Genomic DNA, 25677 nt, shown 5'->3' on the forward strand with positions numbered 1-25677 from the left:
GATTGAGCAATGCAGGTATCAAGCATTGCAGATGCGCATAACCAGCCCGCAGTCTGAAGATGGATATTCAACATGAAGACGATGACACAGCTTGAAAACGTTGCATTATTTGTCGACCAGTTTGGCCGCAGCAAGCGCAAGCTACGTATTTCAGTGACTGATCGCTGCAATTTTAAGTGTGTCTACTGTATGCCAGAACATCCTGAATGGCTGAAAAAACAAGACCTGCTCAGTTTTGAAGAGTTATATCAATTCTGTGATTTTATGGTTCGTCATGGTATAGAAGCTATCCGCATTACTGGTGGTGAACCCTTAATGCGGCAGGGAGTAGTGCATTTCGTTGAACAGCTTCAAGCTCTAAGAAAGCTGGGCCTAAAGCGTATTTCGATGACCACTAATGGACACTACCTCAAGCAATATGCAGATAGCTTAAAACAGGCCGGACTGGATGATTTGAATATCAGTCTGGATAGCTTGAATAACAAGCAGTTCAAGCAGCTGACCCAAAAAGATTTAACACCCGTTTTGGAAGGAATTCAGGCAGTCAAAGCTGCTGGCTTACCGATCAAGATCAATTGTGTATTGATGAACGGAATCAATAACCATCAAATTCTGCCTTTGGCACGCTGGTCGGTTCAGCAAAAAAATATGCTGCGTTTTATTGAATTTATGCCCCTGGATGGGGATAGAAAATGGTCTACGGAATATGTGGTCAGTGAAAAATACATTTTAGAAACCTTGGCGACTGAATTTACTCTCACTGAGAAAAACAATGACTCTGCACAGTCAGGTTCGGAACCTGCAAGACAGTATTTGATTGATGGCCATCCGATCGGAATTATCTCGACCATTACCAATTCATTTTGTGGCAGCTGTGACCGGTTACGGTTGACAGCACAAGGTGAATTTTATAACTGCCTGTTTGCACCACAAGGTTTAAATATTAAAAATGAAATCCGCTCTCTGGGCTCTTCTTTACCTTTGGGTGAAGTGAATTTATACAGCATTTTATCTCCATACATCTGGAACAAAGAACAAGGCTTTTACGCTATAGCACAGCGTTTAAAAAGTCAGAATATGAACCAAAACAGCCGCAAGATTAGCATGCATATGATAGGAGGCTAAGATGTCACAGATCAAAATCAGAATTGAAGCCTTCGGTGCGGTAGAACGGCAGTTACCGCAAAATTTCGAAATTATCTGCAAATCTCAAAGTACAGTTTCTCAGGTCTTGGATCAGGTGGGACTTAACTATCCTGAAGCCCTTGCCATAATGGAACGCTGTGCCTGTGCAATTGGTGAAGATATTATTTCACGTCAGACTTCACTCATTACTGACAGCACGCTGGTACTACTTTCACCTGTAGCAGGAGGTTGAAATGGGCGAATGCAAACAGTTTCCCCGGATTCAGGAGGCTGCTTTAAAGCTGGAATTTTTTGATCTGATTCAGTCTTTTCCTGAATGTGGTGGGATTGGAGTATTTATCGGTACGGTTCGGAATCACCATGAAGGCAAAGCAGTAAAAGCACTAAAATATACTGCCTATGCACCCGTTGCAGAAAAAATGATTCGTCAGATTGAACAGGAAATTCAGCTTAAATACGGCGTATCTTATGTACGTGTAATACACCGGATTGGGGCACTGGAGATTGGTGAAAAAGCCATTATTGCCATTGCTTATGCAGCACATCGCCGGGAAGCCTTCGCAGCCTGTGAAGAAGCAGTAGAACGGGTCAAACATGAGGTACCGGTCTGGAAAGAAGAGTTCTATATAGATGGCAGTAGTCAATATGTTGAGGGTTGCTGTATCCGTAAAGATGAAATAGACCTTAGCCATGCACATCATCCAGAACATTCAGCCGAAAAGCATCAGCATTGCCGTCACACCAAAGAGAACACTTCATTGATTTATCAATGGCCGCTATAAGCTAGAACTGAAAATATGCTTGTTTAAAGAAAGAATGAACCACAGGAATAGGCAATGAAAAATGTCGGGATGAAAGCAGAAAGTTACCGTACTGCAGTGGCCACAGGAATTCTGCGTGCTCCGCCACATTGCATTGAATTATTACGCCATGGTAATACTGAAAAAGGTGATGCTCTCAAGACGGCTCGCATTGCAGGAATTCTGGCAGCTAAACGTACCGATGAGCTCATTCCACTATGTCATCCATTACCCATTTACCGGGCTGACGTGGAATATGAACTGTTTGATACGCATGTTGAAATTATTGCGATAGTTGAAACCATAGGCCCAACGGGTGTGGAAATGGAAGCTTTAACGGCAGTCAGTCTGGCCGGTTTAACACTGTATGATATGTTAAAGCCTCATTGTGAACCAGAAGATTTATCACTGGATCAATGCAAGTTACAAAAGAAAAAAGGGGGGAAATCACATTTTACCCGCGTTTTAAAAAACAGCTTGCCTGCTTCCATCATTGTATTGTCAGACACGGTTGCTGCCGGTAAAAAGCCGGATACAGCAGGGCAAAATGTCCTGGAAATATTACAAGAAGCTAATTTCGTAAATATTGCCTATCAGATCATTCCGGACAATCCTGAACAGTTACTAGCACTGGTTGAACAACAGAAAAATGATTATCCACTCATTTTAACGGTAGGCGGAACAGGACTCGGCCCTAAAGATTTAACTGTTGAAACCTTACAGCCTTTATTAAAGCGGGAAATACCCGGCTTGATGGAAGCTTCACGCAATTTTGGTCAGAAACGTTCGCCCTATGCTGCTTTAAGTCGTGGTGTCGCTGGTTATATCGAGAACAGTCTGATCATGACTTTACCAGGCAGCCGTCAAGGTGCCAAAGAATCTTTGATTGCAGTTTTACCCGCTTTGATCCATCTGTTTGATGTGCAAAAAAATATTCCACATCAGGGAGGGTATCAATGAATACTATCAGCTCAAGGTGTGGTGCTGAACATGGCCTGATCAGTGTAGATCAGGCATTGGATCGCATTTTGCAACATGTGCAGCCCTTAGATACTGAGAAACTTGAATTACAGAACGCCTTAAATCGCTATCTGGCTGAAAATATCTATTCTTCAATCAATTTACCCTTATTTTCACAAAGTGCAGTCGATGGATATGCCATCTGTGCCAAAAAAGCGATTGAACCGGAAAGTGAATTCCAGCTCATCGGTGAAATTCGGGCCGGTCAGCAGGTCGAAGTACAACTCCAGGCAGAGCAGGCAGTCCGAATTTTTACTGGGGCCAAAATTCCATCTGGAACTACTACAGTGGCGCGTCAGGAAATAGTTGAGCTAATCAATTCATCCAGAATTAAAATCATCGAAAACTTAAAAGCTAATATTGATATCCGGGATGTAGGCGAGGAAATTGTAGCAGGGCAATTATTGGCAAATGAAGGTCAGCAATTGTCTGTCGGAGTAATTGCTTCCTTAAGCATGGCAGGGATCAATACCGTTGAAGTCTTTCAATATCCTAAAGTTGCCATAGTTATTTCAGGAGATGAAGTTGCTGAAAGTGTAGAGGACTTTGCAGCAGGAAAAATTTTTGATGCCAATGGACCCTTGATTAAGGCATGGTTTCAGCAGGCAGGGCAGCAAGTAGAAATCTTTCATATTGCTGATACCAAAGAGGCTGTACAGGCACTCATCCAGAAATTATCGTCAAGTTATGACCTGATTTTAACCACTGGCGGTGTATCGGTGGGAGATTATGATTTTATTCGTCCCGTTGCTTTAGAGTCAGGTTTTGAACAGATTTTCTGGAAAGTAAAACAGAAGCCGGGTAAACCCATATTCTTTGCGTACTTACAGCGTAATGACAAATCACCTTGTTATCTGCTAGGCCTGCCGGGCAATCCTGCAGCGGTTTATGTAGGTATGCAAGTCTATACTTCCACCTTATTAAACGTTTTACAAGGTCAAAAAAATCAGCCGAGCTGGTTTAATGCGGTACTGAGCCATGATCTGAAAATGGATGCCAGAGAACGTTTTTTAAGAATGTACGCAAGCTTTGATGATTCGGTTTTAACAGTTAAGAGTCTGTCCAGGCAGCAATCACATATGTTGAGTAATTTAATGCAGGCTAATTGTCTGGTACGGGTTCCGGCAGAACGAAACCTGAGTCAAGGCGATATGGTTCAAGGCTTATTTATTCAGTAATAAGGAAAATGCACATGAAAAAAATCCTGTTTTCTTATATGTGCCTGACACTGACATTTTCCTCTACACAGGCCGGTACGGTTAAGATCTATGCAGCGGCCAGCCTGAACAATGCCATGACTGAAATCGCTAAAATTTATCAGGCTCAATATCCACAAACTAAAATTGTCACAGTATTTGGTGGCTCTTCAACTCTGGCTAAACAGATTGAAGCCGGAGCCAGTAGTGATCTATTTTTTTCAGCAGATCAGGAGTGGATGGCTTATCTGGTCAGAAAAAATAAAATTCATGCGGATCAAGTGAGGCCTTTATTGGGTAATCAGCTAGTTATGATTAGCCCCAAATACCTACATATTACATTCAAGCCGCAGCCGGACTTTAAAATAGCTAAAGTTTTTAATGGATATTTGTGTACAGCACAGATGGAGACTGTTCCCGCAGGCAAATACGCTAAACAGGCCTTGATTAGATTACGCTGGCTGAATGATTTGAAAGGGCGCATTGTAGGTACAGATGATGTACGTTCTACGCTGACCTTTGTAGAACGGGGAGAATGTAAACTGGGAATCGTGTACAAGACAGATGCTTTGATCAGTCAAAAGGTAAAAATTCTGGGAGTCTTTCCTGAGCATTTGCATAATCCTGTTATCTATCCGCTTGCCTTGACCAAGGCAGGAAGTAACAGCCCTGAAGCGGTACGATTCCAAAAGTTTATTGTAGAGTCAATACAGTCAAAAACTATATTTCATCACTACGGCTTTTCGCTTAAACCTTAAGGATAATCATGTTCGGACCAGAAGAGCTGAGTGCACTTTATTTATCAGCCAAAGTTGGCCTGTTTGCAACGCTGGTCTGTTTACCGTTTGCTATTGTATTAGCCTGGTACTTGGCTCGTTATGAATTTCGTCTAAAATTTATGGTTGAGGCCTTATTACAGCTCCCGATGGTCTTGCCGCCTGTCGTATTAGGTTATCTGTTACTTATACTATTTGGTCAGCAAGGGCTAATCGGTCAGTACTTGCATATTCTTGGACTGGAACTGGCCTTTAACTGGAAAGGTGCCGTGCTGGCTTCAATGGTAATCGCATTTCCATTAATGGTACAGCCAATCCGCCTGTCTTTTCAGTCAATGAACCGGCAGTTAGAACATGTAGCAGGTACACTTGGCGCTACACCTGTTCAGGTCTTTTACAGTATTAGTCTACCTTTGGCCTTACCCGGCATGATCATTGGCAGTATTTTATGTTTTAGCCGGAGTCTCGGAGAGTTTGGCGCGACCATTACTTTTGTAGGCAATATTCCTGGTGAGACCCGTACTGTGCCTATTGCTATATATTCTTTTTTACAGCAGCCCAATGGTGAAGAAATAGCTCTACGGCTGGTGATGTTATCTCTGGTACTGGCTTTTTCAGCCCTCATCGCCAATTACTTCATTTTACAAAAATACCAGAAAAAACTGGAGGGGTGATATGCTCAAATGCAAATTTCACTATCAACAGCCAGGGTTCAGATTAGATGTAAACCTGACCATGCAACAGCAGGTATTGGGGATTGTGGGAGCATCAGGAAGCGGGAAAACAACATTCTTAAAAAACATTATAGGTTTATTATCTCCGGTAGAAGGCCAGATTGTCTTTAAAGAAACTACTTTGCTCGATACGGTAGAGAATGTGAATCTTCCTACTCATCAGAGACATATTGCCCTGATATTTCAACATGCCCTATTATTTCCTCATATGAATGTATTACAAAATCTGCATTACGCGAAAAAATTCTCAAAAACAGTCCATCAAAAAATTAGCCTTGAACATATAGTTGACTTACTTGAATTAAAAAAATTACTCCAGCGTAAATCTCACCAACTTTCGGGCGGTGAAGCACAGCGGGTATCAATAGGTCGGGCTCTGCTTTCATCTCCAGACTTGCTGCTTCTTGATGAACCACTAAGCGGCTTAGATCAGCAGCTAAAACAGCAGGTTTTACCCTTTCTTAAACAATTGCAAAGCCATATTGAACTCCCAATGATCTATGTTACTCATCATCCGGCAGAACTGGATTTTTTAGAGGCAGATACTATAATGCTACAGCAGTACAAACCGAACTGTTCCATATTAACCGGCCCATAAGTAGATATTTTTCAGGTATTTAAAATTATTATAAAATTTACCGGAAGCGAGCTATTTGAAGAAGGACGCAGGTAACTCTGCTGAACGGCCACTCAGGCGTTCAAAATCATGACTATCATGCGAGCAAAATATGTCAATTTCATGTGCATGGTGCTTATGAAGCTGGCGTAAACGGGCCTGATTAGAGAGACGCGCTTTACGGTCTTTTTCCAGCATGGTCTGGTAAAAACGCAGGCCAGGGGTACAGCATGGACTGACGGGATCTATTTCCTTATGATAAAAATAGGCATCAGCAGCATTAAGCAGCCATTTATCTCCAGCCTGAATGGCAATGCCGGCATGACCATGTGTATGACCTGAAAGAGGAACAAATAAAATCTCAGGTGGTAACCCATCCAGATCTCTTACTGAATTAAAACCATACCAGCCTTCTCCTGCATCAGGGTTATATACTTTCCATTTCTCGCGATAAGACCACTGCTGTGGACGAAAACGCTGCCGGTCCAGCCAGGTCTTTTGCGAAAGGGCATAATCCCGTTCTGTTTGCATCATATGAACAGTAGCATGGGGAAAATCATCCAGTCCGCCAGCGTGGTCAAAATCCAGATGCGATAAAATGATATGTCTTACATCACGCGGGTCATAGCCTAAACGTTCAATCTGCCGGATTGCTGTCATTTCTTCACGCCACTCTGGCCTGACCAGAAAACGGAAAAACCAGCCGAGGCGGGTACGTGGAGAAGCAATGTCACGTAATCCAAAACCAGTATCAACCAGTACCAGACTATCAGCTGTTTCAATCAGCACACAGGTACAGGTTAAACGCCCCCGCAACTTGGCATAAGAAAAGCCATCCATCAAGGCACCACCTAAAGGACAGGTTGAAATACTGTTCAGGAAATGGACACGCATCAGATCATCTCTTTATCAGCTTATATGTTTCACTTCTAACATGGTATAGAGTGAAGTACAGTATCCTAATTTTATGTTTTGTTATAAGTAAATGATTTAGGTAAACTATGATTATTTTTACTTATTATATCAAATAGTTAGTTTTTTTAGTCTTGTTCTATAAATAACTACATTTCAGGATAAAAGCCCTTCAGCAGACTTTTATCCTGAACTTTACCAGCGTTTATGCAGCGCATTCGACCAGCGTCAGAATATCATAGGTTGCTACCAGTTGATTATGCTGGTTTTTAACCTTGATATCCCAGACAACCACACCATATGGTTTCTGCTCTGGCTCACGTTGAGGTTTCGGCGTTTTTTGCTTACAGGTTAATTCAACCTGAATAGTATCACCTATTTTTACCGGCTCAACAAAGCGCAGGTTATCCATACCATAATTGGCAATAACCGGTCCTGGTGCTGCTTCTACAAACAGGCCCGCTGCGGCAGATACAACAAAATACCCATGAGCCACGCGTTCACCAAACAATGAATCTGCCGCGGCAATCTTGTCCATATGGGCATAGAAGTGGTCACCACTTAAGCAGGCAAAATTTACGATATCGGCTTCGGTAACTGTCCGACGTGCCGTAAGGAGGCGTTCACCAATTTGAAGCACGTCAAAGCTTTTCTTAAATGGATGTACGCGATCTTCAAAAATTCTTGAACCTGCTGTCCAGCTATGTCCAATCTGTGTCATGACGTCAGGTGAGCCCTGAATGGCTGTACGCTGCATATAATGTTTGACTGCTCGCAGGCCTCCGAGCTCTTCTCCACCACCTGCACGGCCTGGCCCACCATGAACTAGATGCGGTAAGGGTGAGCCGTGTCCGGTACTCTCTTTTGCATTTTCTGTATCCAGAATATGAATACGACCATGCCACGGTGCAATTTTTGCAATCAGACTTTCAATATTTTGCTCTGTATTGCGAACAATTGAAGCAACGAGACTACCTTCACCACGGGCAACCAGCTCAGTCAGCTCAGTTTGGTTTTGATAAGGCATCAAAGTTACAACTGGACCAAAAGCCTCAATCTCGTGCACATATCTTGCAGTGACCGGATTTGAACAGCACAGTAAGGTAGGCGGATAAAATGCACCCTTTTCAGGAGAGTCTGAGTGAAACTGAAAATTTTGATCATTATGTCCACCAAAGACAATCTTTGCTTCCTGGCTCAGCAGTTCGACTTTTTCAGTGACATCATATTTTTGTTTGAGACTGGCAAGCGCACCCATCGTCACATTTTCATGTTCTGGATCACCGACTACAACTTTTTCCAGTCGGGCCAGCAGTTTTTGTTGCACTGTATCCAGCAGGAAAGCCGGCACGAAAGCCCGACGAATGGCAGTACATTTCTGCCCGGTTTTTGACGTTATCTCCCGATAAACCTCACGGACAAATAGTTCAATAGTTTCTTCGCTGGCTCCTTCGGTTAAAATAGCACTGTTTACTGAGTCTGCTTCCATGCTGAACGGAATCGAGTAGCGGTTAAGATGAGGGTGGGCGCGTAATTTCTGTCCGGTTGTTGCAGAGCCAGTGAAGGTTACGATATCTTGTGGACCTAACTGTTCTAGCAGGTCATAAGTTTGACCGCATATTAACTGTAAAGTGCCTTCAGGCAGAAAACCGCTGGCATAAATAGCCTGAACCACAGCATGTGTAAGTTCTGCGCCTTCTGTCGCAGGTTTAACAATACAAGGGACACCGGCAAGCAGCGCTGGCGCAATTTTCTCTAGCATCCCCCAAACCGGAAAATTAAAGGCATTAATATGTACGGCAACACCAGTCTTAGGGGTAAGTAGATGCTTTGCCCCGAAGGTGCCCTGTTTGGAAAGTGGAATCCAGTTATCTTCAATCAATACTGTTTCATCACTGAGTTCACGGCGTACCAGACTGGAGTAGGCAAACAGTGTACCTATACCACCTTCAATATCGACCCAAGCATCCTTACGGGTACAGCCGGTTGCTTTCGCCAGTTCATAATAGGCCTCCTTACGTTCCAGCAAATATTGTGCTACCTGCTTGAGCGCATGTGCGCGCTGATGAAAACTCCATGTCGCAATAAGTGAACCTTGAGTTTTGGCATAGTTAACCACTGCTTGCATATCAATACCATAACTGCTGACCTGATAAACAGCTTTACCAGTAATGGCGTGATAGACAGTACGTAAATCCTGCTGGGCAATATATTCCTGTCCACAGACAAGCGAGCTTAAGGTTTTTACAGGACTTCTTGGATTGCCTGCTTGGGTATGATCACTTTCCGTATAAGGTGTACCTGTTTCCAGTTCAAGCATTACAAACTCCCTTTTATGATACTTATTTAAATAAATTTTAATTATCCTGTTATATAATTTGATTTCTAAAAATGAAATTGTCAATTAAAATTGAATCAAAAGATAAATAAAAAAAACCAGTTAAATTAAAAATTATATAAAAATCAATTTATTAAAAGTTATAAATAAATTATTTTAAATGATACCTAAAAATTTATATTGATTTAAATTTAGTATCGCTTTAATTTTAAATTATAGCCACTTGGGACAAGTGAGGAAATAATGAAAAATCATGCTGAAGATTTTGAACAAGCCATACAACAAGATATTACCATTGAGCCAAAGGACTGGATGCCAGAAGCGTACCGAAAAACGCTCATTCGCCAGATTGGACAGCATGGCCATTCAGAAATTATAGGTATGCTACCGGAAGGAAACTGGATTACCCGAGCACCTACCCTGAAACGTAAAGCAGTACTACTGGCAAAAGTTCAGGACGAAGCAGGTCATGGGTTGTATTTATATAGCGCAGCCGAAACACTCGGTGCTGACCGGGACGATATGATGGACAAGCTTATTGCGGGACGCATGAAGTATTCATCTATCTTCAACTATCCAACTTTAAGCTGGGCAGATGTCGCCGCAATTGGCTGGCTGGTCGACGGCGCCGCGATCGTTAATCAGGTAGCCTTGTGCCGTACATCTTACGGGCCATATGCACGGGCAATGGTACGAATTTGCAAGGAAGAAAGTTTCCATCAGCGGCAGGGGTTTGAAGCCATGATGCAGCTTGCAAATGGTACACCTGAACAGAAACAGATGGCACAGGATGCGGTCAACCGTTACTGGTGGCCAGCACTGATGATGTTTGGCCCAAATGATGATAATTCCCCTAACAGTGCACAGAGTATGGCCTGGAAAATTAAACGCTTCAGTAACGACGAGCTGCGCCAGAAATTTGTCGATAACACTGTACCGCAAGTACTACAACTTGGCCTGACTGTACCTGATGAGAAACTGCATTTTAATGAAGAAACTGGCCACTACGAATTTGGCGAGATTAACTGGGATGAATTTTTTGCTGTGATTGCCGGGAAAGGCCCATGTAACCAGGAACGCATTGATGCCCGCCGTAAAGCATGGGAAGGCGGAAAATGGGTCCGTGAATCTGCTGCTGTATATGCCCAAAAACAGCAGGCACAGCAACAATCTAAAAAGGTTGCCTGAAATCTGGTTTTAGCTATTCAATAAAAACAGGAACAAAACGACATGGAACATAAAAATAACTGGTCATTATATGAAGTCTTCATACGAAGCAAGCAGGGTTTAAGCCACCGCCATGTAGGTAGCCTGCGTGCACCTGATGCTGAAATTGCCTTGCAAAATGCCCGTGATGTTTATACCCGCCGTAATGAAGGTATCAGCATTTGGGTGGTGAAGTCAGAACTGATTACTTCTTCGCAGCCAGATGAGAAACCGGAATTTTTCGATCCCTCTCTGGACAAGGTGTACCGCCATCCAACTTTTTACCATATACCAGATGGCATCGAGCATATGTAAGGAAGGTATTGTATGAATCATCCACTTTTAGCACAGTTTCTTTTACATATTGGCGATAGCCAGCTGATTTTATCGCACCGGCTCTCTGAATGGTGTGGTCATGCACCTGAACTGGAAATTGATATTGCCCTAGCCAATATTGGCCTGGACCTGTTGGGCCAGGCACGGACTGCCTTAAGTCTGGCTGGTGAACTCGAAGGGCTAGGCCGTGATGAAGACAAACTGGCTTATTTTCGTACTGAACGTGAATACCGTAACCTGCTGCTGTGTGAACAGCCAAATGGTGATTTTGCCCAGACGATTGTCCGCCAGTGGCTGATGGATCATTATCATGTACTCCTTTTTACGGCTCTAGCGAAAAGTTCTCAAGCTGAGCTGGCAGCTTTCGCAGCAAAATCATTAAAAGAAGTGAAGTATCACCTGCGGTTTTCTACTGCCTGGATGGAACGCTTGAGTCTGGGAACAGATGAGGCACATGAAAAAACCCAGACAGGATTAAATCAGCTATGGCGCTTTAGCGATGAACTATTTGTTTTAAATGCTGATGAACAGATACTGGTTGAACAACAGGTTCTCATGGACCTTGAACCATTAAAAGCTGAATGGCTTGAACAGACGACTGCTGAAATTGAACGTTTTAAGCTGACTCTTCCGGAAACCGGTGCTTACCGTAGTGGTGGCAGACAGGGTCTACATACTGAACATCTGGGTTATGTACTGGCTGAAATGCAGTATTTGCAGCGTTCATATCCAAATATGAACTGGTAAGCAGGGAACATGGGAGTAACGGGTATGGAGCTAATCAAACACTGTCTGGATGAATGCTGGGAAACTCTGAAACAGGTGGCTGATCCTGAAATTCCGGTTCTTTCAGTCGTTGACCTAGGTATGATCCGTGGAGTGGAACTAAATGAAGAAGATCAAATTATCGTTCGTTTAACTCCAACCTATAGCGGCTGTCCGGCTACAGATCTGCTTAAGGCAGAAATTACCCAAGCATTTACTGTTCAGGGTTTGGTTCCGGTACAGGTAGTAGTGGATCTGTCCGAAGTCTGGACTACTGATTGGATGAGTGAAAGCGGTAAACAGAAATTACAGCAATATGGTATTGCTCCGCCACAGGGTGAAGCACATAGCTGTGGTACCCATGTTGCTCTGTCCGATGGAATTGAGTGCCCACGCTGTCATAGCCAGCATACTAAACTGTTAAGTGAATTCAGTTCTACTGCATGTAAAGCACTGTACCGATGCCAGCAATGCCTGGAACCTTTTGACTATTTTAAATGTATTTAAATAACCGAATGGTCAAAATAAAGAAGGATTTTTATATGAACCAATTTATTCCGCTAAAAATTAAATCAGTCAGCCCGCAAACTGAACAGGCGATCTGTATTGCTTTTGAAATTTCACCTGAACAGCAACAGCAATTTCAATATCAGCCAGGCCAGCATCTGACTATCCGGCATATGAGTGAAACTGGTGAAATCCGTCGCTGCTATTCAATCTGTAGCGATACTCAAGAAGACATGAGTATCGCAATCAAAAAGATTGAACGGGGACAATTTTCAAACTGGGCCAATAACCGCTTAAAAGCTGGTGATGTGCTGGAGGTCATGCCACCCCAAGGTGTTTTTTTTCAGAAGGCTGCAAAAACTGGCGGAAAAAATTATCTGGCATTCGCAGCAGGTAGCGGTATTACACCTATTCTTTCTATTGTTAAATCAGTCTTGTACCAGCAGAAAAATGCAAATTTTACTTTAATTTATGGTAACCGTTCATGGAAACAAACCATGTTTTCAGAACAGATTATGGACTTAAAAGATCGCTTTAAAGAACGCTTTCAGCTTATCAATATCTTTTCACGGGAAATGAACGACAGCCAGCTGCTTAATGGTCATATCGATACTGAAAAACTGCAACAGCTTTATAGTGCCGGTTTGATTAATCAGGACATTGACCACTGTTTTGCCTGTGGACCGCAGGCCATGATGGATGCCGTCGAGCAGACATTACCGCAGTTCGGTATTGAGCACAGTAAAATTCATACCGAGCGTTTTAATACCGGCACCACAAAAGTAACTACGAGAGAAATTGAAGGTCGTAATGAAGAGAAAGTTCAGATTATTCTGGATGGACGTGAGCTGGTGGTAGAGGTTTCCAGACAGGATGACAGTATTCTGGATGCTGCACTACGCGCCGGAGCCGATTTACCCTATGCTTGCAAGGGCGGAGTCTGTGCCACCTGTAAGTGCAAGATAATAGAAGGTAAGGTTGATATGGCTGTTAATTATAGTCTGGAAGAGGATGAAATCGCTCAAGGTTATGTCCTGAGCTGTCAGGCACGACCGGTAACAGCCAATGTACGCTTAAGTTTCGATGAATAATTAATCTATTTTAAAATAAAAATCAGGTTCAAAGGGAAATACTGAATGGACTACCAGACAATTCTTGTTGAAGAAAAAAATACTGTGGGCTATTTAAAGTTTAATCGTCCAGAGCAGCTCAACAGTTTTAATGAAGTTATGCATAAGGAAGTTGCTCAGGTCCTCAACAAATGGGCTGTGCAGCCCGATATTCGTGCTGTAGTTATTTCAGCACAAGGTCGAGGTTTTTGTGCCGGGCAGGACCTGAATGACCGGGTAGTCGATCCTGATTCAGCAGTACCAGACCTGGGCCTTTCAATTGAAAAATACTATAACCCGCTCATTAAACTGATTACCGAGATGCCAAAACCGGTTATTTGTGCGGTTAATGGTGTTGCGGCTGGAGCAGGGGCCAATATTGCATTGGCTTGTGATCTGGTTCTGGCAGCGAAGTCAGCCTCATTTATCCAGGTTTTCTGCCGTTTGGGGCTGGTTCCAGACTCTGGAGGCTCCTGGTTCTTGCCGCGGCTGGTTGGTCGGGCACAAGCCATGGGACTGGCATTACTGGGAGATAAGATCCCGGCTGAGCAGGCATTACAGCTCGGTATGATCTGGCGGGTAGTTGAAGATGAGCAGTTACAGGTTGAAGCTGAGAAAATGGCTGAACATCTGGCCAAGCAACCAACTTATGGATTGGGATTAATTAAAAAAGCAATCCATGCTGCTGCGCATAATACTCTGGATGAGCAGTTACTTCTTGAACGTGACTTACAGCGTCTGGCAGGCCGTTCAGAGGATTACCGTGAAGGTGTACAGGCTTTTATGCAAAAGCGTACACCTGAATACAAAGGCCGCTAGAACAGGCAGGGCTACACAATTCTTAAAGAATATGGATGAAAAGAGCATCGTCTTTTCAGAATCATACAGGCAGGATGACTGTACATGGAGTATAGAATATGAATAACAATACGATGGAATATATTGAAACGGTTTCAACAGATGAGCTGCGCAAGGTACAACTGGAACGTATAAAGAAAACTTTGGTGCATGCCTATCAAAATAGTCCGGTTTACCGGAAAAAGTTTGATGATGCAGGCGTGCATCCCGAGGACTTTCAACATCTGGAAGATCTGGCAAAATTTCCTTTTACCACAAAACAGGATCTGCGTGATCATTATCCGTTCGGCATGTTTGCCGTGCCTCAGGAAAAAATTGTAAGGGTACATGCATCCTCAGGTACAACCGGACAGCCAACGGTAGTAGGTTATACGCAAAATGATATTCATACCTGGGCTGATCTGGTTGCCCGCTCGCTAAGAGCTGCTGGCTTAAGTAATCAGGATATTATTCAGGTCTCGTATGGTTATGGGCTATTTACAGGAGGTCTGGGTGCACACTATGGAGTAGAACGTCTGGGGGCAACCGTTATCCCCATGTCGGGCGGACAGACAGAGCGTCAGGCACAACTGATTCATGACTTTAAACCAACTGCATTAATGGTTACGCCGTCTTATTGCCTTAATATTATCGAATGTCTGGAAAAGAAATTTAATACCGCAAAAAATACCTCAATTAAAACTGGAATTTTTGGTGCAGAGCCGTGGACTAATGAGATGCGCCGTGAAATTGAAGAGCGTCTGAATATTGATGCTCTAGATATCTATGGACTTTCTGAAGTTATGGGTCCCGGCGTAGCAATGGAGTGTCTAGAAAGTAAAGATGGCCCTACTATTTGGGAAGACCATTTTTATCCGGAAATTATTGACCCTGAAACTGGTGAGGTATTGCCAGATGGTGAGCTGGGAGAACTGGTATTTACCACAATTACCAAAGAAGGTATGCCGGTTATCCGTTACCGTACCCGGGATTTGACGCGTCTATTACCCGGAACTGTACGACCAATGCGCCGTATGGACAAAATTGTCGGACGTAGCGATGATATGATGATTATCCGAGGAGTCAATGTTTTTCCATCACAGATTGAAGAGCAGATTCTGCATATCCCGCAGCTCATTCCCAATTACCAGATTCATATCTGTAAACATGGACATTTAGACAGCCTGCACATACGTGCAGAAATGCGTAAAGAAATTAATGATATGATGGCACATCAACTATCCCAGCAGCTTATCAGTCAGATTAAAATTATGGTGGGTATTACGGTGAGTGTAGAGATAGTGACTGAAGGCACCCTCCCGCGTTCAGAAGGTAAGGCTCAACGGGTGTTTGACATACGGCAATCGGCATAAATCGGTCTAGGTGGTTTATCCTGTGATAAATCACTTCGTTTCAAAGGTGAATTTAAACGTGATGAACCCAAAACTCAAACAAGTCATCGATGATTTTATCAGTAATGAGCCTTTGAGCGGCACTTCGCTCATTATGACTGTATTTGGTGACTGTATTTTCCATCGTGGTGGAATCATCAGTCTCGCTAGCCTGATTCAGCTGATGGATGTATTCGGATTCAATGAACGTTCGGTACGTACAGCCGTTTTCCGGCTGGCACAAAACGGCTGGCTGATTTCTGAAAAAATAGGCAGAACCAGTTATTATCGCGTTACAGAAAGCAGTCGCCAGCGCTTTGTGAATGCTGACCAGAAAATTTATAATCTGAGCCATAAAGAATGGGACCAGAAATGGGATCTGGTGCTACTCAGTTCAGTTGAGCTTGAAAACAAGATTATTTTAAAAAAAGAACTGGAATGGCTCGGTTTCGCCAATATTGCGACCAATGTTATGGCATATCCGGGTTGTGATCATCTTAAACTGCAAAGTCTGCTACTTAACGTGAAAATGAGTGATCAGGTGGTTCTTTTCAAGGCGGAGGCTCTGGAACTCTGGCAAGAGTCTTATCCAACTGTAAAACGTATGGTCGAGACTAACTGGCCGGTGCAGGAATTACATCAGCGTTATGAAAAGTTTATTGGTGATTTTAGAGAAGTCCTGAATCTGATTGAAAGTATAGATGACCTGGACCCAATACAAGCCTTCCAGATCCGTATTTTACTGATTCATCAGTACCGCCGTATTTTACTTAAAGATCCAAATCTGCCTTTTGAATTACTGCCTTCTAACTGGCTTTCACTAACTGCCCGCAATCTTAGCAGTAATGTATATCAAATGGTTTTTCATCCGGCAGAAGATTTTTTTCTGGAGCTGGCCAGAACTGCAGAAGGCTCTATGCCACCAGCACATCCACAGTTTTACAAACGTTTTGGCGGTTTAAAACAGGAAGTTACCATATAGCTTTAGGTAAATAGAATAAATTAAAAGGAAGTAAAAATGCCATGTTATGAGATTGATGGAGTTATTCCGGTAGTAAGCCCCGGAGCCTATATTCACCCAACAGCCGTATTGATTGGTGATGTTATCATTGAAGAGGGAGTATATATTGGTCCATTTGTCAGTCTGCGGGCAGATTTTGGCCGTATACATGTTCGGAAAAATGCGAATATTCAGGACTCATGTACTGTGCATGGCTTCCCGGCCAGTATCACTTTAATTGAAGAGTATGGACATATCGGTCATGGCGCCATTTTACATGGCTGTAAAATTTGTAAAAATGTTCTGGTAGGTATGAATAGCGTCATACTGGATGACGCAGAAATTGGTGAAAATACTATTATTGGTGCCAATAGCACGGTCAAGGCAAAAGCAGTCATTCCTGAAAATGTGCTGGCTTTGGGTAGCCCGGCTAAGGTTATTAGAGTATTAGAAGCCCAAGAAATTGAATGGAAGCGAAAAGGAACTGAAGAGTATATACGTTTGGCTGAGCGTAGCCGGCTTACTTTAAAAGAAGTACAACCTCTGGCTCATGAATATTCTGAACGCAAGACCTATCATGACTTTGAGTCAGAGCATGTCATTAAAGCCGCACTGGATAAAGCTCAGATTTAGTCAATATTTTAGTTAAAAAGTTTAATCCATAAGTAGATGCTGGTATTTGTCAGCCTGTGTTCTTAAAAAATCCCATACCAGCTTGATGCGTGGCTCATGCTGTAAATCTACCAGTGTCAGCATCCAGAAAGTATGAATAAAACGGACTTCTTTGTGCAGTACTTGTTCAAGTTCTGGTTGTTCATCTGCCAAGAATTTGGGCAAAATTGCCAGACCTGCTCCGGCACTAACAGCGATTTGCTGAGCTAAAATACTGCTACTCCTGAAGCTGGCACTCAGTTGTAGGGGCAAACGTTCCAGACAGTACAGTTCAGGACTATATATCAGGTCATCGATATAGTTCACAAAACGATGCTGTTTTAAATCTTCAAGCTGATGGATAGGTGAACTGGCCGCCAGATAATCTTTGCTGCCATATATTTTTAAACAGTAATCACTAAGACGGGTAATGATATAAGGCCCGGATTTTGGACGGTCAATCGAAATGACAATATCGGCTTCGCGGTGAGAAAGCTTGATCATTTTAGGTACAGGGATTAAATCAATAGTAAGCAGAGGATACTGTTTGGATAATTCTGCCAATAATTTTGCTAAAAATGCAGTACCAAAGCCTTCTGGTGTGCCAATTCGCACACGACCTTGTAAAGGCTGATGAGGCTTTTCTATCTGCAAAAATGCCTGTTCCATCTGTTCTACTCGTGGAACCAGAGCCAGCCCTTCAAGGGTCAATTGATAACCCGTGGCTTCCCGTTTAAATAACGGCGTTCCTAATGCCAGCTCCAGTGCCTGAATCCGTCTAGATACCGTACTATGTTCTACTCCAATAATACGTGCTGTATTGGTCAGGGTTTTGGCTCGTGCCAATACCAGAAAAAACTGTAGATGATCCCAATCCACTTTCATTTTTATTTTATCCCTTGTGCAAATTTGCACAGTAATCGTGCGCGAATTTGTATTGGTAGTCAAAACCTTCTTTGTTAGTCTCAAGTGAAACCGAAAAGATGAAAATACGGCTTTAGGATATTTTCTGATTACAGCACAACAAGAATATCGCCCATGGAGAGGCTATGAACACAATGACAAATATTCAGACCACAACAGCCAAATTATTAATTAATGGGCAGTTTGTAGAATCCACTACTTCAGAATGGCAGGATATTATTAATCCGGCCACACAAGAAGTTGTGGGTCGTGTGCCGATGGCGACGCCAGATGAAGTAGAAGCTGCAATTAATGCTGCACAAGACGCTTTTAAAAGCTGGCGTTTAACCCCGATCCAGGCACGTATGCGTATTATGCTCAAGCTGCAAGATTTAATCCGTGACAACATGAAAGAGATTGCCCATGTGCTGACTACTGAGCAGGGTAAAACCCTGGCAGATGCTGAGGGCGATATTCAGCGTGGTCTGGAAGTAGTCGAACATGCCTGTTCAATTGGCACATTACAAATGGGGGAATATGCCGAAGGGGTAGCACGCGGGGTAGATACTTATACCTTACAACAACCGTTAGGAGTCTGTGCCGGTATTACACCTTTTAACTTTCCAGCCATGATTCCCCTCTGGATGTTCCCGATGGCGATTGTATGTGGTAATACATTTGTTCTCAAGCCATCTGAGCAGGACCCGTTATCTACCATGATGCTGGTTGAACTTGCAGTTCAGGCCGGTATTCCGGCAGGCGTATTAAATGTTGTGCATGGTGGCAAAGACGTAGTCGACCGTTTGTGTACACATCAATATATCAAGGCAGTTTCTTTTGTAGGGTCAACCGCTGTTGGAACTCATGTCTATAACCTTGCAGGTCAGCATGGCAAGCGTGTTCAGTCGATGATGGGTGCGAAAAATCATGTGGCTGTCATGCCCGATGCCAATAAAGAGCAAACTCTTAATGCTTTAGTCGGCGCCGCATTTGGAGCTGCCGGGCAACGTTGTATGGCACTGTCTGTAGCTGTTATGGTAGGTGAAAGTAAGAACTGGATTCATGATCTGGTAGAAAAAGCCAAAATGCTGAGTGTAAATGCCGGTCATGAGCCAAATACAGATATTGGACCAGTGATTTCAAAACGTGCAAAAGCTCGAGTGGTAGAGCTCATTAATAGCGGTGTAGAAGAGGGCGCGGAACTTTTACTAGATGGCCGTGATGTTGAGGTTAAAGGCTACGAAAATGGCAACTTTGTTGGCGCTACGATTTTCAACCATGTCAGCACAGACATGCGTATTTATAAAGAAGAAATCTTTGGGCCTGTGCTTTCGATTATCTGTGTGGATACTCTTGAAGAAGCAATCGAACTGATCAATGCCAATCCATTTGGTAATGGCGTTGGTTTGTTTACCCAAAGTGGTGCAACAGCACGTACTTTCCAGAACATGATTGATATTGGCCAGGTTGGTATCAATATTCCGATTCCAGTACCAGTACCGTTCTTCAGTTTTACAGGCTCACGTGGCTCAAAACTTGGAGATCTCGGGCCTTATGGGAAACAGGCTGTCCAGTTCTATACACAGACCAAGACCATTACCAGCCGCTGGTTTGAAGATACGCAGGAAGCAGGCGAAGTAAACACAACCATCAGCTTACGCTAATTCAGGAGTTCAAGGATGAATATTGCTTTTATTGGTCTGGGAAATATGGGCGGGAAAATGGCCCAGAATCTCCTCAAAGCAGGTTTAAATGTCTACGGTTTTGATTTAAGTGAAACTGCAGTTACCCACTTTACAGAGGCTGGAGGGATTGCTTGTGACAGCCCTCAGGCAGCGGCGCGAACGGCAGATGTCGTTATTACCATGTTACCTGCGGCAAAGCATGTAAAGGATGTATATCTGGGGGAAAATGGTGTCTTGGCAGTACTTAAGGCGGGTAGTTTATGTATCGACAGTAGCACCATTGACCCACAAACTATTAAAGATATTGCAGCAAGTGCAGCAGAAAGAGAGATTACTATCTGTGATGCACCAGTTTCTGGTGGAACCATAGGTGCACAGGCAGGAACATTGACCTTTATGGTCGGCACAGATGAGGCTACTTTTATACGGGTTAAAACGGTGTTAAGTCCGATGGGCAAAAACATGGTGCACTGTGGTGATGTAGGTGCAGGACAAATTGCTAAAATCTGTAATAACCTGATTTTAGGCATATCTATGGCCGCCGTCGCTGAAGGTATGGCACTTGGAGTCAAGCTAGGGATTGATCCGCAGGCACTTGCTGGTGTTATTAACAGCTCAAGTGGCCGCTGCTGGAGCTCTGAGGTCTGCAACCCTTGGCCAGATATCTGTGAAAATGCGCCAGCTTCTAAAGGCTATAAGGATGGTTTTGCCACACAATTAATGCTGAAAGATCTTGGTCTGGCGGTTGAAGCAGCGGCACAGGTCAAACAGCCCGTAGTATTGGGTGGACTGGTACAGCAGCTTTATCAACAGCTATGCATGCAGGGTAATGCCAACCTCGATTTTTCAAGCATTATTCAGCAGTATCTTCCAAAACAAGCATAATCATTTAGCCAGTGGATGGCAGAGAATCAAAACACCCGTGTCATGAATAACAATAAAACCAGATTGAGGTAACAATCATGTTGGATTATCAGGATGCAGTAAAAGGATTTGATTTAAATACGGCGGTAAGAAACCTGTTAGCAGGGTCACCAGAACAACTTAATGCATGCCATGAATGTTGTGATCGCCATGCCGATGTAGATAGCGACCAGATTGCGTTGTACTGGCAGGGCAAGGATGGGAAAAAGGAACAGTATACGTTTGGCCAGTTAAAGCAATGGTCAAGTCAGTTTGCTAATTTTTTAAAATCTCAAGGGGTAAAGCCCGGTGACCGGGTATCCGGTTTATTACCCCGAACGCCTGAATTACTGGTAACCATTTTAGGCGCTTGGCGTATTGGCGCAGTATATCAGCCCCTGTTTACGGCTTTTGGACCTAAAGCTATAGAACATCGCTTACAGCTGGCAAAAAGCAAACTGGTCATTACCGATATTGGCAACCGCAGTAAGCTCGAAGAAGTCGAACAGTGTCCGAAAATTGTGACCGTGGCAGACCGGGAGGGCAAGGTACCACAGGGTGATCTAAACTTCTGGAATATGGTTAATGCGCAATCTGACCAATGTGAAATGGTTATGCAAACCGTTCAGGACCCGTTCTTGCTCATGTTTACTTCCGGCACAACTGGTCCTGCAAAACCGCTGGAAGTACCATTGAAAGCCTTAATCGCTTTTGGCAACTATATGAAGGATGCTATTGGACTGAAAGCTGAAGATGCCTTCTGGAATATTGCCGATCCGGGCTGGGCGTATGGTTTGTATTATGGCATAACCGGACCATTACTTTTAGGTCATGCTACCTTGTTTTATGAAGGGGGCTTTAGTATCGAAAGCTTATGCCAGATTGTAAATGATTATCAAATTACCAATTTGGCAGGCGCACCTACCGCTTACCGTATGATGATGGCTGCTGACCCTGCACAGATGGGCCAGCTTAAAGGAAAGTTCCGTGTGGTTAGCAGTGCAGGTGAACCCTTAAATCCAGAAGTATTTCGCTGGTTCAGACAGGTTCTGGATGCACCAATTTTTGACCATTATGGCCAGACCGAGGTAGGTATGGTGGTATGTAACCACCATGGACTAAATCATGAGATCCGTGCAGGTACAGCCGGCTTCGCAAGCCCGGGTTACCGTATTGCTGTCGTAGATGAGCAGGGAAATGAACTTCCTGCAGGTACTCCAGGTATTTTGGCAGTAGACATTAATCAGTCTCCCATGATGTGGTTTGGCGGTTATAAAGAGAGCCGTAAATCTCCTTTCGTAAAGCATTATTACCTTACAGGTGACACTGCCGAACTCCATGAAAATGGCAGTATGAGTTTTGTAGGCAGAAGTGATGATGTCATTACAACTTCGGGTTACCGTATTGGACCTTTCGATGTAGAAAGTGCACTTCTCGAGCATGATGCCGTAATTGAAGCAGCTGTGGTTGGAGTACCTGACCCGGAGCGCACTGAAATTGTAAAAGCTTTTGTCGTTCTGGCAGAAGGCAGAGCTCCCTCAGATGAGCTGTCAGAGCAGCTTGGACAATTTGTAAAAAAACGTCTATCCGCCCATGCTTACCCAAGACAGGTTGAATTCGTGACCGAACTCCCTAAAACGCCAAGCGGAAAGATACAGCGCTTTTTACTACGTAATCAGGAAATCGCAAAACAGCAGGCAAACAGCAAGGCTGTCTGATGAGGCAATACCTCATTCATAAAGAGGATAACTTACTCAAGGATCATGAGATGCAATTTACGGAAGAACAGTTATTAATTCAGGATATGGCAAGAAGTTTTGCGCAGGAACAAATCAAGCCCAAAGCAGCCGAGTGGGATAAACATAGTATTTTTCCTAAAGAAGTCTTATTGCAAATGGGCAAGCTGGGTCTTATGGGTATGCTTATTCCAGAGCAGTGGGGTGGTTCAGACACCGGGAATCTGGCCTATGTGTTGGCCCTTGAAGAAATTGCGGCTGCAGATGGTGCGACCTCGACCATTATGAGTGTCCATAATTCTGTTGGTTGTGTACCTATAGCTAAATTTGGCACAGCCGAGCAAAAACAGAAATATCTGATGCCATTGGCTCAAGGCGAGATGATTGGCGCATTTGCACTGACTGAACCTCATACCGGTTCAGATGCAGCTGCTATCAAAACCCGTGCGGTAAAAAATGGAGATGACTGGATTATTAATGGTGCCAAGCAGTTCATTACTTCTGGAAATAATGCAGGAGTTATTATTGTGTTTGCCATAACTGATCCGGAAGCAGGTAAAAAAGGAATCAGTGCATTTATTGTGCCTCGTGAAACACAAGGCTATGAAGTCGTTCGTACCGAGGAAAAGCTTGGCTTACATGCTTCAGATACCTGCCAGATTGCCTTAACTGATGTACGTGTACCTAATACTTTAATGTTGGGACAACAAGGTGAAGGGCTGAAAATTGCACTTTCCAATCTGGAAGGGGGCCGTATTGGAATTGCCGCGCAAGCTGTTGGACTGGCACGTGCTGCACTTGAAGAAGCGACCCGGTATGCTAAAGAACGCATTACCTTTGGCCAGCCTATTTTTGAACATCAGGCTATTGCATTTCGTTTAGCCAGTATGGCGACAGAAATTGAAGCAGCCCGTCAACTGGTTCATCATGCAGCCCGTCTTAAAGAAGCAGGTAAACCCTGTCTGAATGAAGCGTCTATGGCGAAATTATTTTCTTCGGAAATGGCAGAGCGGGTATGTTCGTCAGCTTTACAAATTTTTGGCGGCTATGGCTATTTAAAAGACTTTCCTATTGAGCGGATTTATCGTGATGCTCGTATTTGTCAGATCTATGAAGGTACAAGCGATATTCAGCGTCTGGTGATTGCGCGTAGCCTATAAGGTTCTAACAGTTTTGAAGGATTATAAAAATATAAGGATGAAGTATGCAGTTTGAAACAATCTTACTAGAAAAACGTAACGGGGTAGGCCTCATTACCTTGAACCGGCCTAAGGCCTTGAATGCATTAAATTCCGAGTTGATCGGTGAAATAAATCTAGCACTTGATGATCTGGAAAAAGATCAAGAAATTGGCTGCATGGTTTTGGCAGGTTCAGAAAAAGCTTTTGCTGCGGGCGCAGATATCAAGGAAATGGCTGAGCTTACCTTTCCCGGAATTTATCTTGATGATTTTTTTAACCTTGCCGACCGAATTGCACAGCGCCGTAAACCTTTAATTGCAGCAGTAAGCGGTTATGCGTTAGGGGGCGGCTGTGAATTAGCATTAATGTGCGATTTTATTTACTGTGCAGATAATGCCAAGTTTGGCTTGCCAGAATTAACTTTAGGTGTGATACCGGGTATAGGGGGCACACAACGCCTGACACTTGCAGTAGGTAAAGCCAAAGCAATGGAAATGTGCCTGACCGCACGCCAGATGGAGGCTGTTGAAGCAGAGCAGTGCGGTCTGGTTGCCCGCATTTTCAGTAAAGAGCAACTGCTAGAACAGACCATGCAGGCAGCTGAAAAAATTGCATCCAAATCTTTAACTGCAAGCATGATGATTAAAGAGTCGATTAATCGTGCCTTTGAAGTAAATCTGGCTGAAGGTTTACGCTTTGAACGCCGTGCTTTTCATTCTGTATTTGCAACGCTAGATCAGAAAGAGGGTATGCAGGCATTTATTGAAAAGCGCCAGGCTCATTTTAAAAATCAATAGGAGAATGATGAGATGGATATGGAAAAGCATTTAATCATCGAACAGCAGGGCGTTCTGGGAATAATTAGTCTAAACCGTGTCGCAAATCTTAATGCACTTTCAATTGAGATGATTCATCAGATTCATATGCAATTTGAGACATGGCAACAGGATCATTCCATTCAGGCTATATTGATTAAATCAAACAGTCCAAAAGCTTTTTGTGCAGGTGGCGATATTCGTTATCTGTATGATAGTTATAAAAACCAAACTGAAGCACATAAAGCATATTTTAGTGCTGAATACGACATGCTTAACAGGATTCGTGATTATCAGAAACCGGTTATAGTCATACTAGATGGCTATGTGCTGGGTGGAGGTTTCGGTCTGGCACAGGCCTGTCATATTATTGTGAGTAGTGAAAAGTCACGTTTTGCCATGCCGGAAACAGCAATCGGCTTTTTCCCTGATGTTGCAGCAACACACTTTCTATCTCGTCTTGATGATATCGGCGTCTATATGGCGATTACCGGCGAGCAAATCAGCAGTAGTGATGCACTTTATCTTGATCTGATTGACTACCATGTGCCTGGAGAAAAACTTCAGGCTTTACAGAATGAGCTGGCTCATTCATCCAGTTTAAATAAAGAAAAAATACAACAGATGATTGGAAAGTATATTACCCGTCCTGCTGAGAGTGATCTAAGTTCACGGTCTGAAAATATTCGAAAACATTTCGGTTTTAAAAATTTGCAGGATATCGAACAGAGTCTCGAAAATGAACAAGATGAGCAGTACAAGGCATGGACAAATAAAATACTGATTACCTTGCAGCAGCGTTCTCTGATTGCGAAACAGACCAGCCTGAGACTTCAGCACTTAGGACGAAGTTTGTCATTACAACAGTGCATGCAGATTGAGCGTGATTTACAGGATATCTGGTTTGAACATGGTGACTTCATTGAAGGTGTCCGTGCACTTATTGTTGATAAAGACAAACAGCCGCAATGGAAAAAAGGCAATCCAGAGCTTGAACAAATTCTAGAGCGACTCGGCTGAGTCATTCATATAGAAGTTATACATTCAAGGAGACTAGAGAGAAACTGAAAATACTTATGGTCAGGGCTGATTATACGTATAAAAACTCAAAACA

26 protein-coding genes are annotated in these 25677 nt (G+C 43.4%); 23 read left to right on the forward strand and 3 right to left on the reverse strand.

Features of this window, described 5'->3' with window-relative positions; all coding sequences use genetic code 11:
• The first annotated feature begins 72 nt into the window (after nucleotides 1-72).
• The 8 genes from moaA to B3R63_RS05690 are packed head-to-tail and all read left to right on the forward strand — an operon-like array spanning nucleotide 73 to nucleotide 6270.
• Nucleotides 73-1125, forward strand: a complete 1053-nt coding sequence (gene moaA, locus B3R63_RS05655) for a GTP 3',8-cyclase MoaA (RefSeq protein ID WP_286729045.1) — start codon at nucleotides 73-75, stop codon at nucleotides 1123-1125.
• 1 nt (nucleotide 1126) lies between these two features.
• Complete coding sequence (locus tag B3R63_RS05660) at nucleotides 1127-1378, forward strand: MoaD/ThiS family protein (protein WP_005407347.1); 252 nt, start codon at nucleotides 1127-1129, stop codon at nucleotides 1376-1378.
• Nucleotide 1379: 1 nt separating this feature from the next.
• Complete coding sequence (locus B3R63_RS05665) at nucleotides 1380-1928, forward strand: molybdenum cofactor biosynthesis protein MoaE (RefSeq protein ID WP_286729048.1); 549 nt, start codon at nucleotides 1380-1382, stop codon at nucleotides 1926-1928.
• A 54-nt stretch (nucleotides 1929-1982) separates the two neighbouring features.
• Complete coding sequence (gene moaCB / locus B3R63_RS05670; protein ID WP_286729050.1) at nucleotides 1983-2906, forward strand: bifunctional molybdenum cofactor biosynthesis protein MoaC/MoaB; 924 nt, start codon at nucleotides 1983-1985, stop codon at nucleotides 2904-2906.
• The gene (locus tag B3R63_RS05675; RefSeq protein WP_248134657.1) at nucleotides 2903-4144 is read left to right on the forward strand and encodes a molybdopterin molybdotransferase MoeA; all 1242 of its coding nucleotides are present in this window, start codon (nucleotides 2903-2905) and stop codon (nucleotides 4142-4144) included. The genes moaCB and B3R63_RS05675 overlap by 4 nt, the downstream gene beginning before the upstream one ends.
• A 14-nt stretch (nucleotides 4145-4158) precedes the next feature.
• Entirely contained in the window at nucleotides 4159-4920 is a 762-nt protein-coding gene (gene modA, locus B3R63_RS05680) for a molybdate ABC transporter substrate-binding protein (RefSeq protein ID WP_286729052.1), read from the forward strand.
• A gap of 8 nt (nucleotides 4921-4928) precedes the next feature.
• Nucleotides 4929-5612, forward strand: coding sequence for a molybdate ABC transporter permease subunit (modB, locus tag B3R63_RS05685; RefSeq protein ID WP_286729054.1), 684 nt, complete (start codon nucleotides 4929-4931; stop codon nucleotides 5610-5612).
• 1 nt (nucleotide 5613) lies between these two features.
• Nucleotides 5614-6270 (forward strand): ATP-binding cassette domain-containing protein, encoded by a 657-nt coding sequence (locus B3R63_RS05690; protein ID WP_286729056.1) that lies wholly within the window; start codon nucleotides 5614-5616, stop codon nucleotides 6268-6270.
• Between the two features lie 51 nt (nucleotides 6271-6321).
• Here the strand turns inward: B3R63_RS05690 and B3R63_RS05695 are convergent, their stop codons facing one another.
• Together B3R63_RS05695 and paaZ are read right to left on the reverse strand one after the other, a co-directional pair.
• Complete coding sequence (locus tag B3R63_RS05695) at nucleotides 6322-7182, reverse strand: MBL fold metallo-hydrolase (protein ID WP_286729058.1); 861 nt, start codon at nucleotides 7180-7182, stop codon at nucleotides 6322-6324.
• A 223-nt stretch (nucleotides 7183-7405) separates the two neighbouring features.
• Nucleotides 7406-9520, reverse strand: a complete 2115-nt coding sequence (paaZ, locus tag B3R63_RS05700) for a phenylacetic acid degradation bifunctional protein PaaZ (protein WP_286729060.1) — start codon at nucleotides 9518-9520, stop codon at nucleotides 7406-7408.
• A gap of 261 nt (nucleotides 9521-9781) precedes the next feature.
• On the opposite strand from paaZ, the gene paaA reads away from it, so the two are divergent.
• The 9 genes from paaA to B3R63_RS05745 all read left to right on the forward strand — a co-directional run bounded on the left by paaA (nucleotide 9782) and on the right by B3R63_RS05745 (nucleotide 17322).
• Nucleotides 9782-10726 (forward strand): 1,2-phenylacetyl-CoA epoxidase subunit PaaA, encoded by a 945-nt coding sequence (paaA, locus tag B3R63_RS05705; RefSeq protein ID WP_005407295.1) that lies wholly within the window; start codon nucleotides 9782-9784, stop codon nucleotides 10724-10726.
• Between the two features lie 42 nt (nucleotides 10727-10768).
• Entirely contained in the window at nucleotides 10769-11059 is a 291-nt protein-coding gene (paaB, locus tag B3R63_RS05710) for a 1,2-phenylacetyl-CoA epoxidase subunit PaaB (RefSeq protein ID WP_005014243.1), read from the forward strand.
• Between the two features lie 12 nt (nucleotides 11060-11071).
• Nucleotides 11072-11827 (forward strand): 1,2-phenylacetyl-CoA epoxidase subunit PaaC, encoded by a 756-nt coding sequence (gene paaC / locus B3R63_RS05715; protein ID WP_005407311.1) that lies wholly within the window; start codon nucleotides 11072-11074, stop codon nucleotides 11825-11827.
• 24 nt (nucleotides 11828-11851) lie between these two features.
• Nucleotides 11852-12352, forward strand: coding sequence for a 1,2-phenylacetyl-CoA epoxidase subunit PaaD (gene paaD, locus B3R63_RS05720; RefSeq protein WP_005025924.1), 501 nt, complete (start codon nucleotides 11852-11854; stop codon nucleotides 12350-12352).
• A 35-nt stretch (nucleotides 12353-12387) separates the two neighbouring features.
• Nucleotides 12388-13443: a 1,2-phenylacetyl-CoA epoxidase subunit PaaE gene (paaE, locus tag B3R63_RS05725; protein WP_248130721.1), complete on the forward strand. Its 1056-nt coding sequence runs from the start codon at nucleotides 12388-12390 to the stop codon at nucleotides 13441-13443.
• Between the two features lie 45 nt (nucleotides 13444-13488).
• Complete coding sequence (gene paaG, locus B3R63_RS05730; protein WP_286729066.1) at nucleotides 13489-14280, forward strand: 2-(1,2-epoxy-1,2-dihydrophenyl)acetyl-CoA isomerase PaaG; 792 nt, start codon at nucleotides 13489-13491, stop codon at nucleotides 14278-14280.
• 98 nt (nucleotides 14281-14378) lie between these two features.
• The gene (paaK, locus tag B3R63_RS05735; protein ID WP_005014254.1) at nucleotides 14379-15671 is read left to right on the forward strand and encodes a phenylacetate--CoA ligase PaaK; all 1293 of its coding nucleotides are present in this window, start codon (nucleotides 14379-14381) and stop codon (nucleotides 15669-15671) included.
• 61 nt (nucleotides 15672-15732) lie between these two features.
• Nucleotides 15733-16671, forward strand: a complete 939-nt coding sequence (gene paaX / locus B3R63_RS05740) for a phenylacetic acid degradation operon negative regulatory protein PaaX (protein WP_286729181.1) — start codon at nucleotides 15733-15735, stop codon at nucleotides 16669-16671.
• A gap of 36 nt (nucleotides 16672-16707) precedes the next feature.
• Complete coding sequence (locus B3R63_RS05745; RefSeq protein WP_286729068.1) at nucleotides 16708-17322, forward strand: gamma carbonic anhydrase family protein; 615 nt, start codon at nucleotides 16708-16710, stop codon at nucleotides 17320-17322.
• A gap of 21 nt (nucleotides 17323-17343) precedes the next feature.
• Here B3R63_RS05745 and B3R63_RS05750 read toward each other — a convergent pair whose 3' ends face one another.
• On the reverse strand, nucleotides 17344-18225 hold the full coding sequence (locus tag B3R63_RS05750) for a LysR family transcriptional regulator (RefSeq protein WP_286729070.1): 882 nt from the start codon (nucleotides 18223-18225) through the stop codon (nucleotides 17344-17346).
• A gap of 164 nt (nucleotides 18226-18389) precedes the next feature.
• On the opposite strand from B3R63_RS05750, the gene B3R63_RS05755 reads away from it, so the two are divergent.
• From B3R63_RS05755 to B3R63_RS05780, 6 genes are all read left to right on the forward strand, one after another.
• Complete coding sequence (locus B3R63_RS05755) at nucleotides 18390-19907, forward strand: CoA-acylating methylmalonate-semialdehyde dehydrogenase (protein WP_005014262.1); 1518 nt, start codon at nucleotides 18390-18392, stop codon at nucleotides 19905-19907.
• 15 nt (nucleotides 19908-19922) lie between these two features.
• Nucleotides 19923-20813, forward strand: a complete 891-nt coding sequence (gene mmsB, locus B3R63_RS05760) for a 3-hydroxyisobutyrate dehydrogenase (RefSeq protein WP_075039851.1) — start codon at nucleotides 19923-19925, stop codon at nucleotides 20811-20813.
• A 77-nt stretch (nucleotides 20814-20890) separates the two neighbouring features.
• Nucleotides 20891-22549, forward strand: a complete 1659-nt coding sequence (locus B3R63_RS05765) for an AMP-binding protein (RefSeq protein ID WP_286729074.1) — start codon at nucleotides 20891-20893, stop codon at nucleotides 22547-22549.
• 50 nt (nucleotides 22550-22599) lie between these two features.
• Nucleotides 22600-23727: an acyl-CoA dehydrogenase family protein gene (locus B3R63_RS05770; protein WP_286729076.1), complete on the forward strand. Its 1128-nt coding sequence runs from the start codon at nucleotides 22600-22602 to the stop codon at nucleotides 23725-23727.
• A gap of 44 nt (nucleotides 23728-23771) precedes the next feature.
• Complete coding sequence (locus B3R63_RS05775; protein ID WP_111281233.1) at nucleotides 23772-24545, forward strand: enoyl-CoA hydratase; 774 nt, start codon at nucleotides 23772-23774, stop codon at nucleotides 24543-24545.
• Nucleotides 24546-24557: 12 nt separating this feature from the next.
• Nucleotides 24558-25583, forward strand: a complete 1026-nt coding sequence (locus B3R63_RS05780; RefSeq protein WP_265769284.1) for an enoyl-CoA hydratase/isomerase family protein — start codon at nucleotides 24558-24560, stop codon at nucleotides 25581-25583.
• Nucleotides 25584-25677 lie beyond the last annotated feature (94 nt).

The organism is Acinetobacter sp. UBA1297 (assembly GCF_002307755.1).
Lineage (GTDB): Bacteria > Pseudomonadota > Gammaproteobacteria > Pseudomonadales > Moraxellaceae > Acinetobacter > Acinetobacter radioresistens.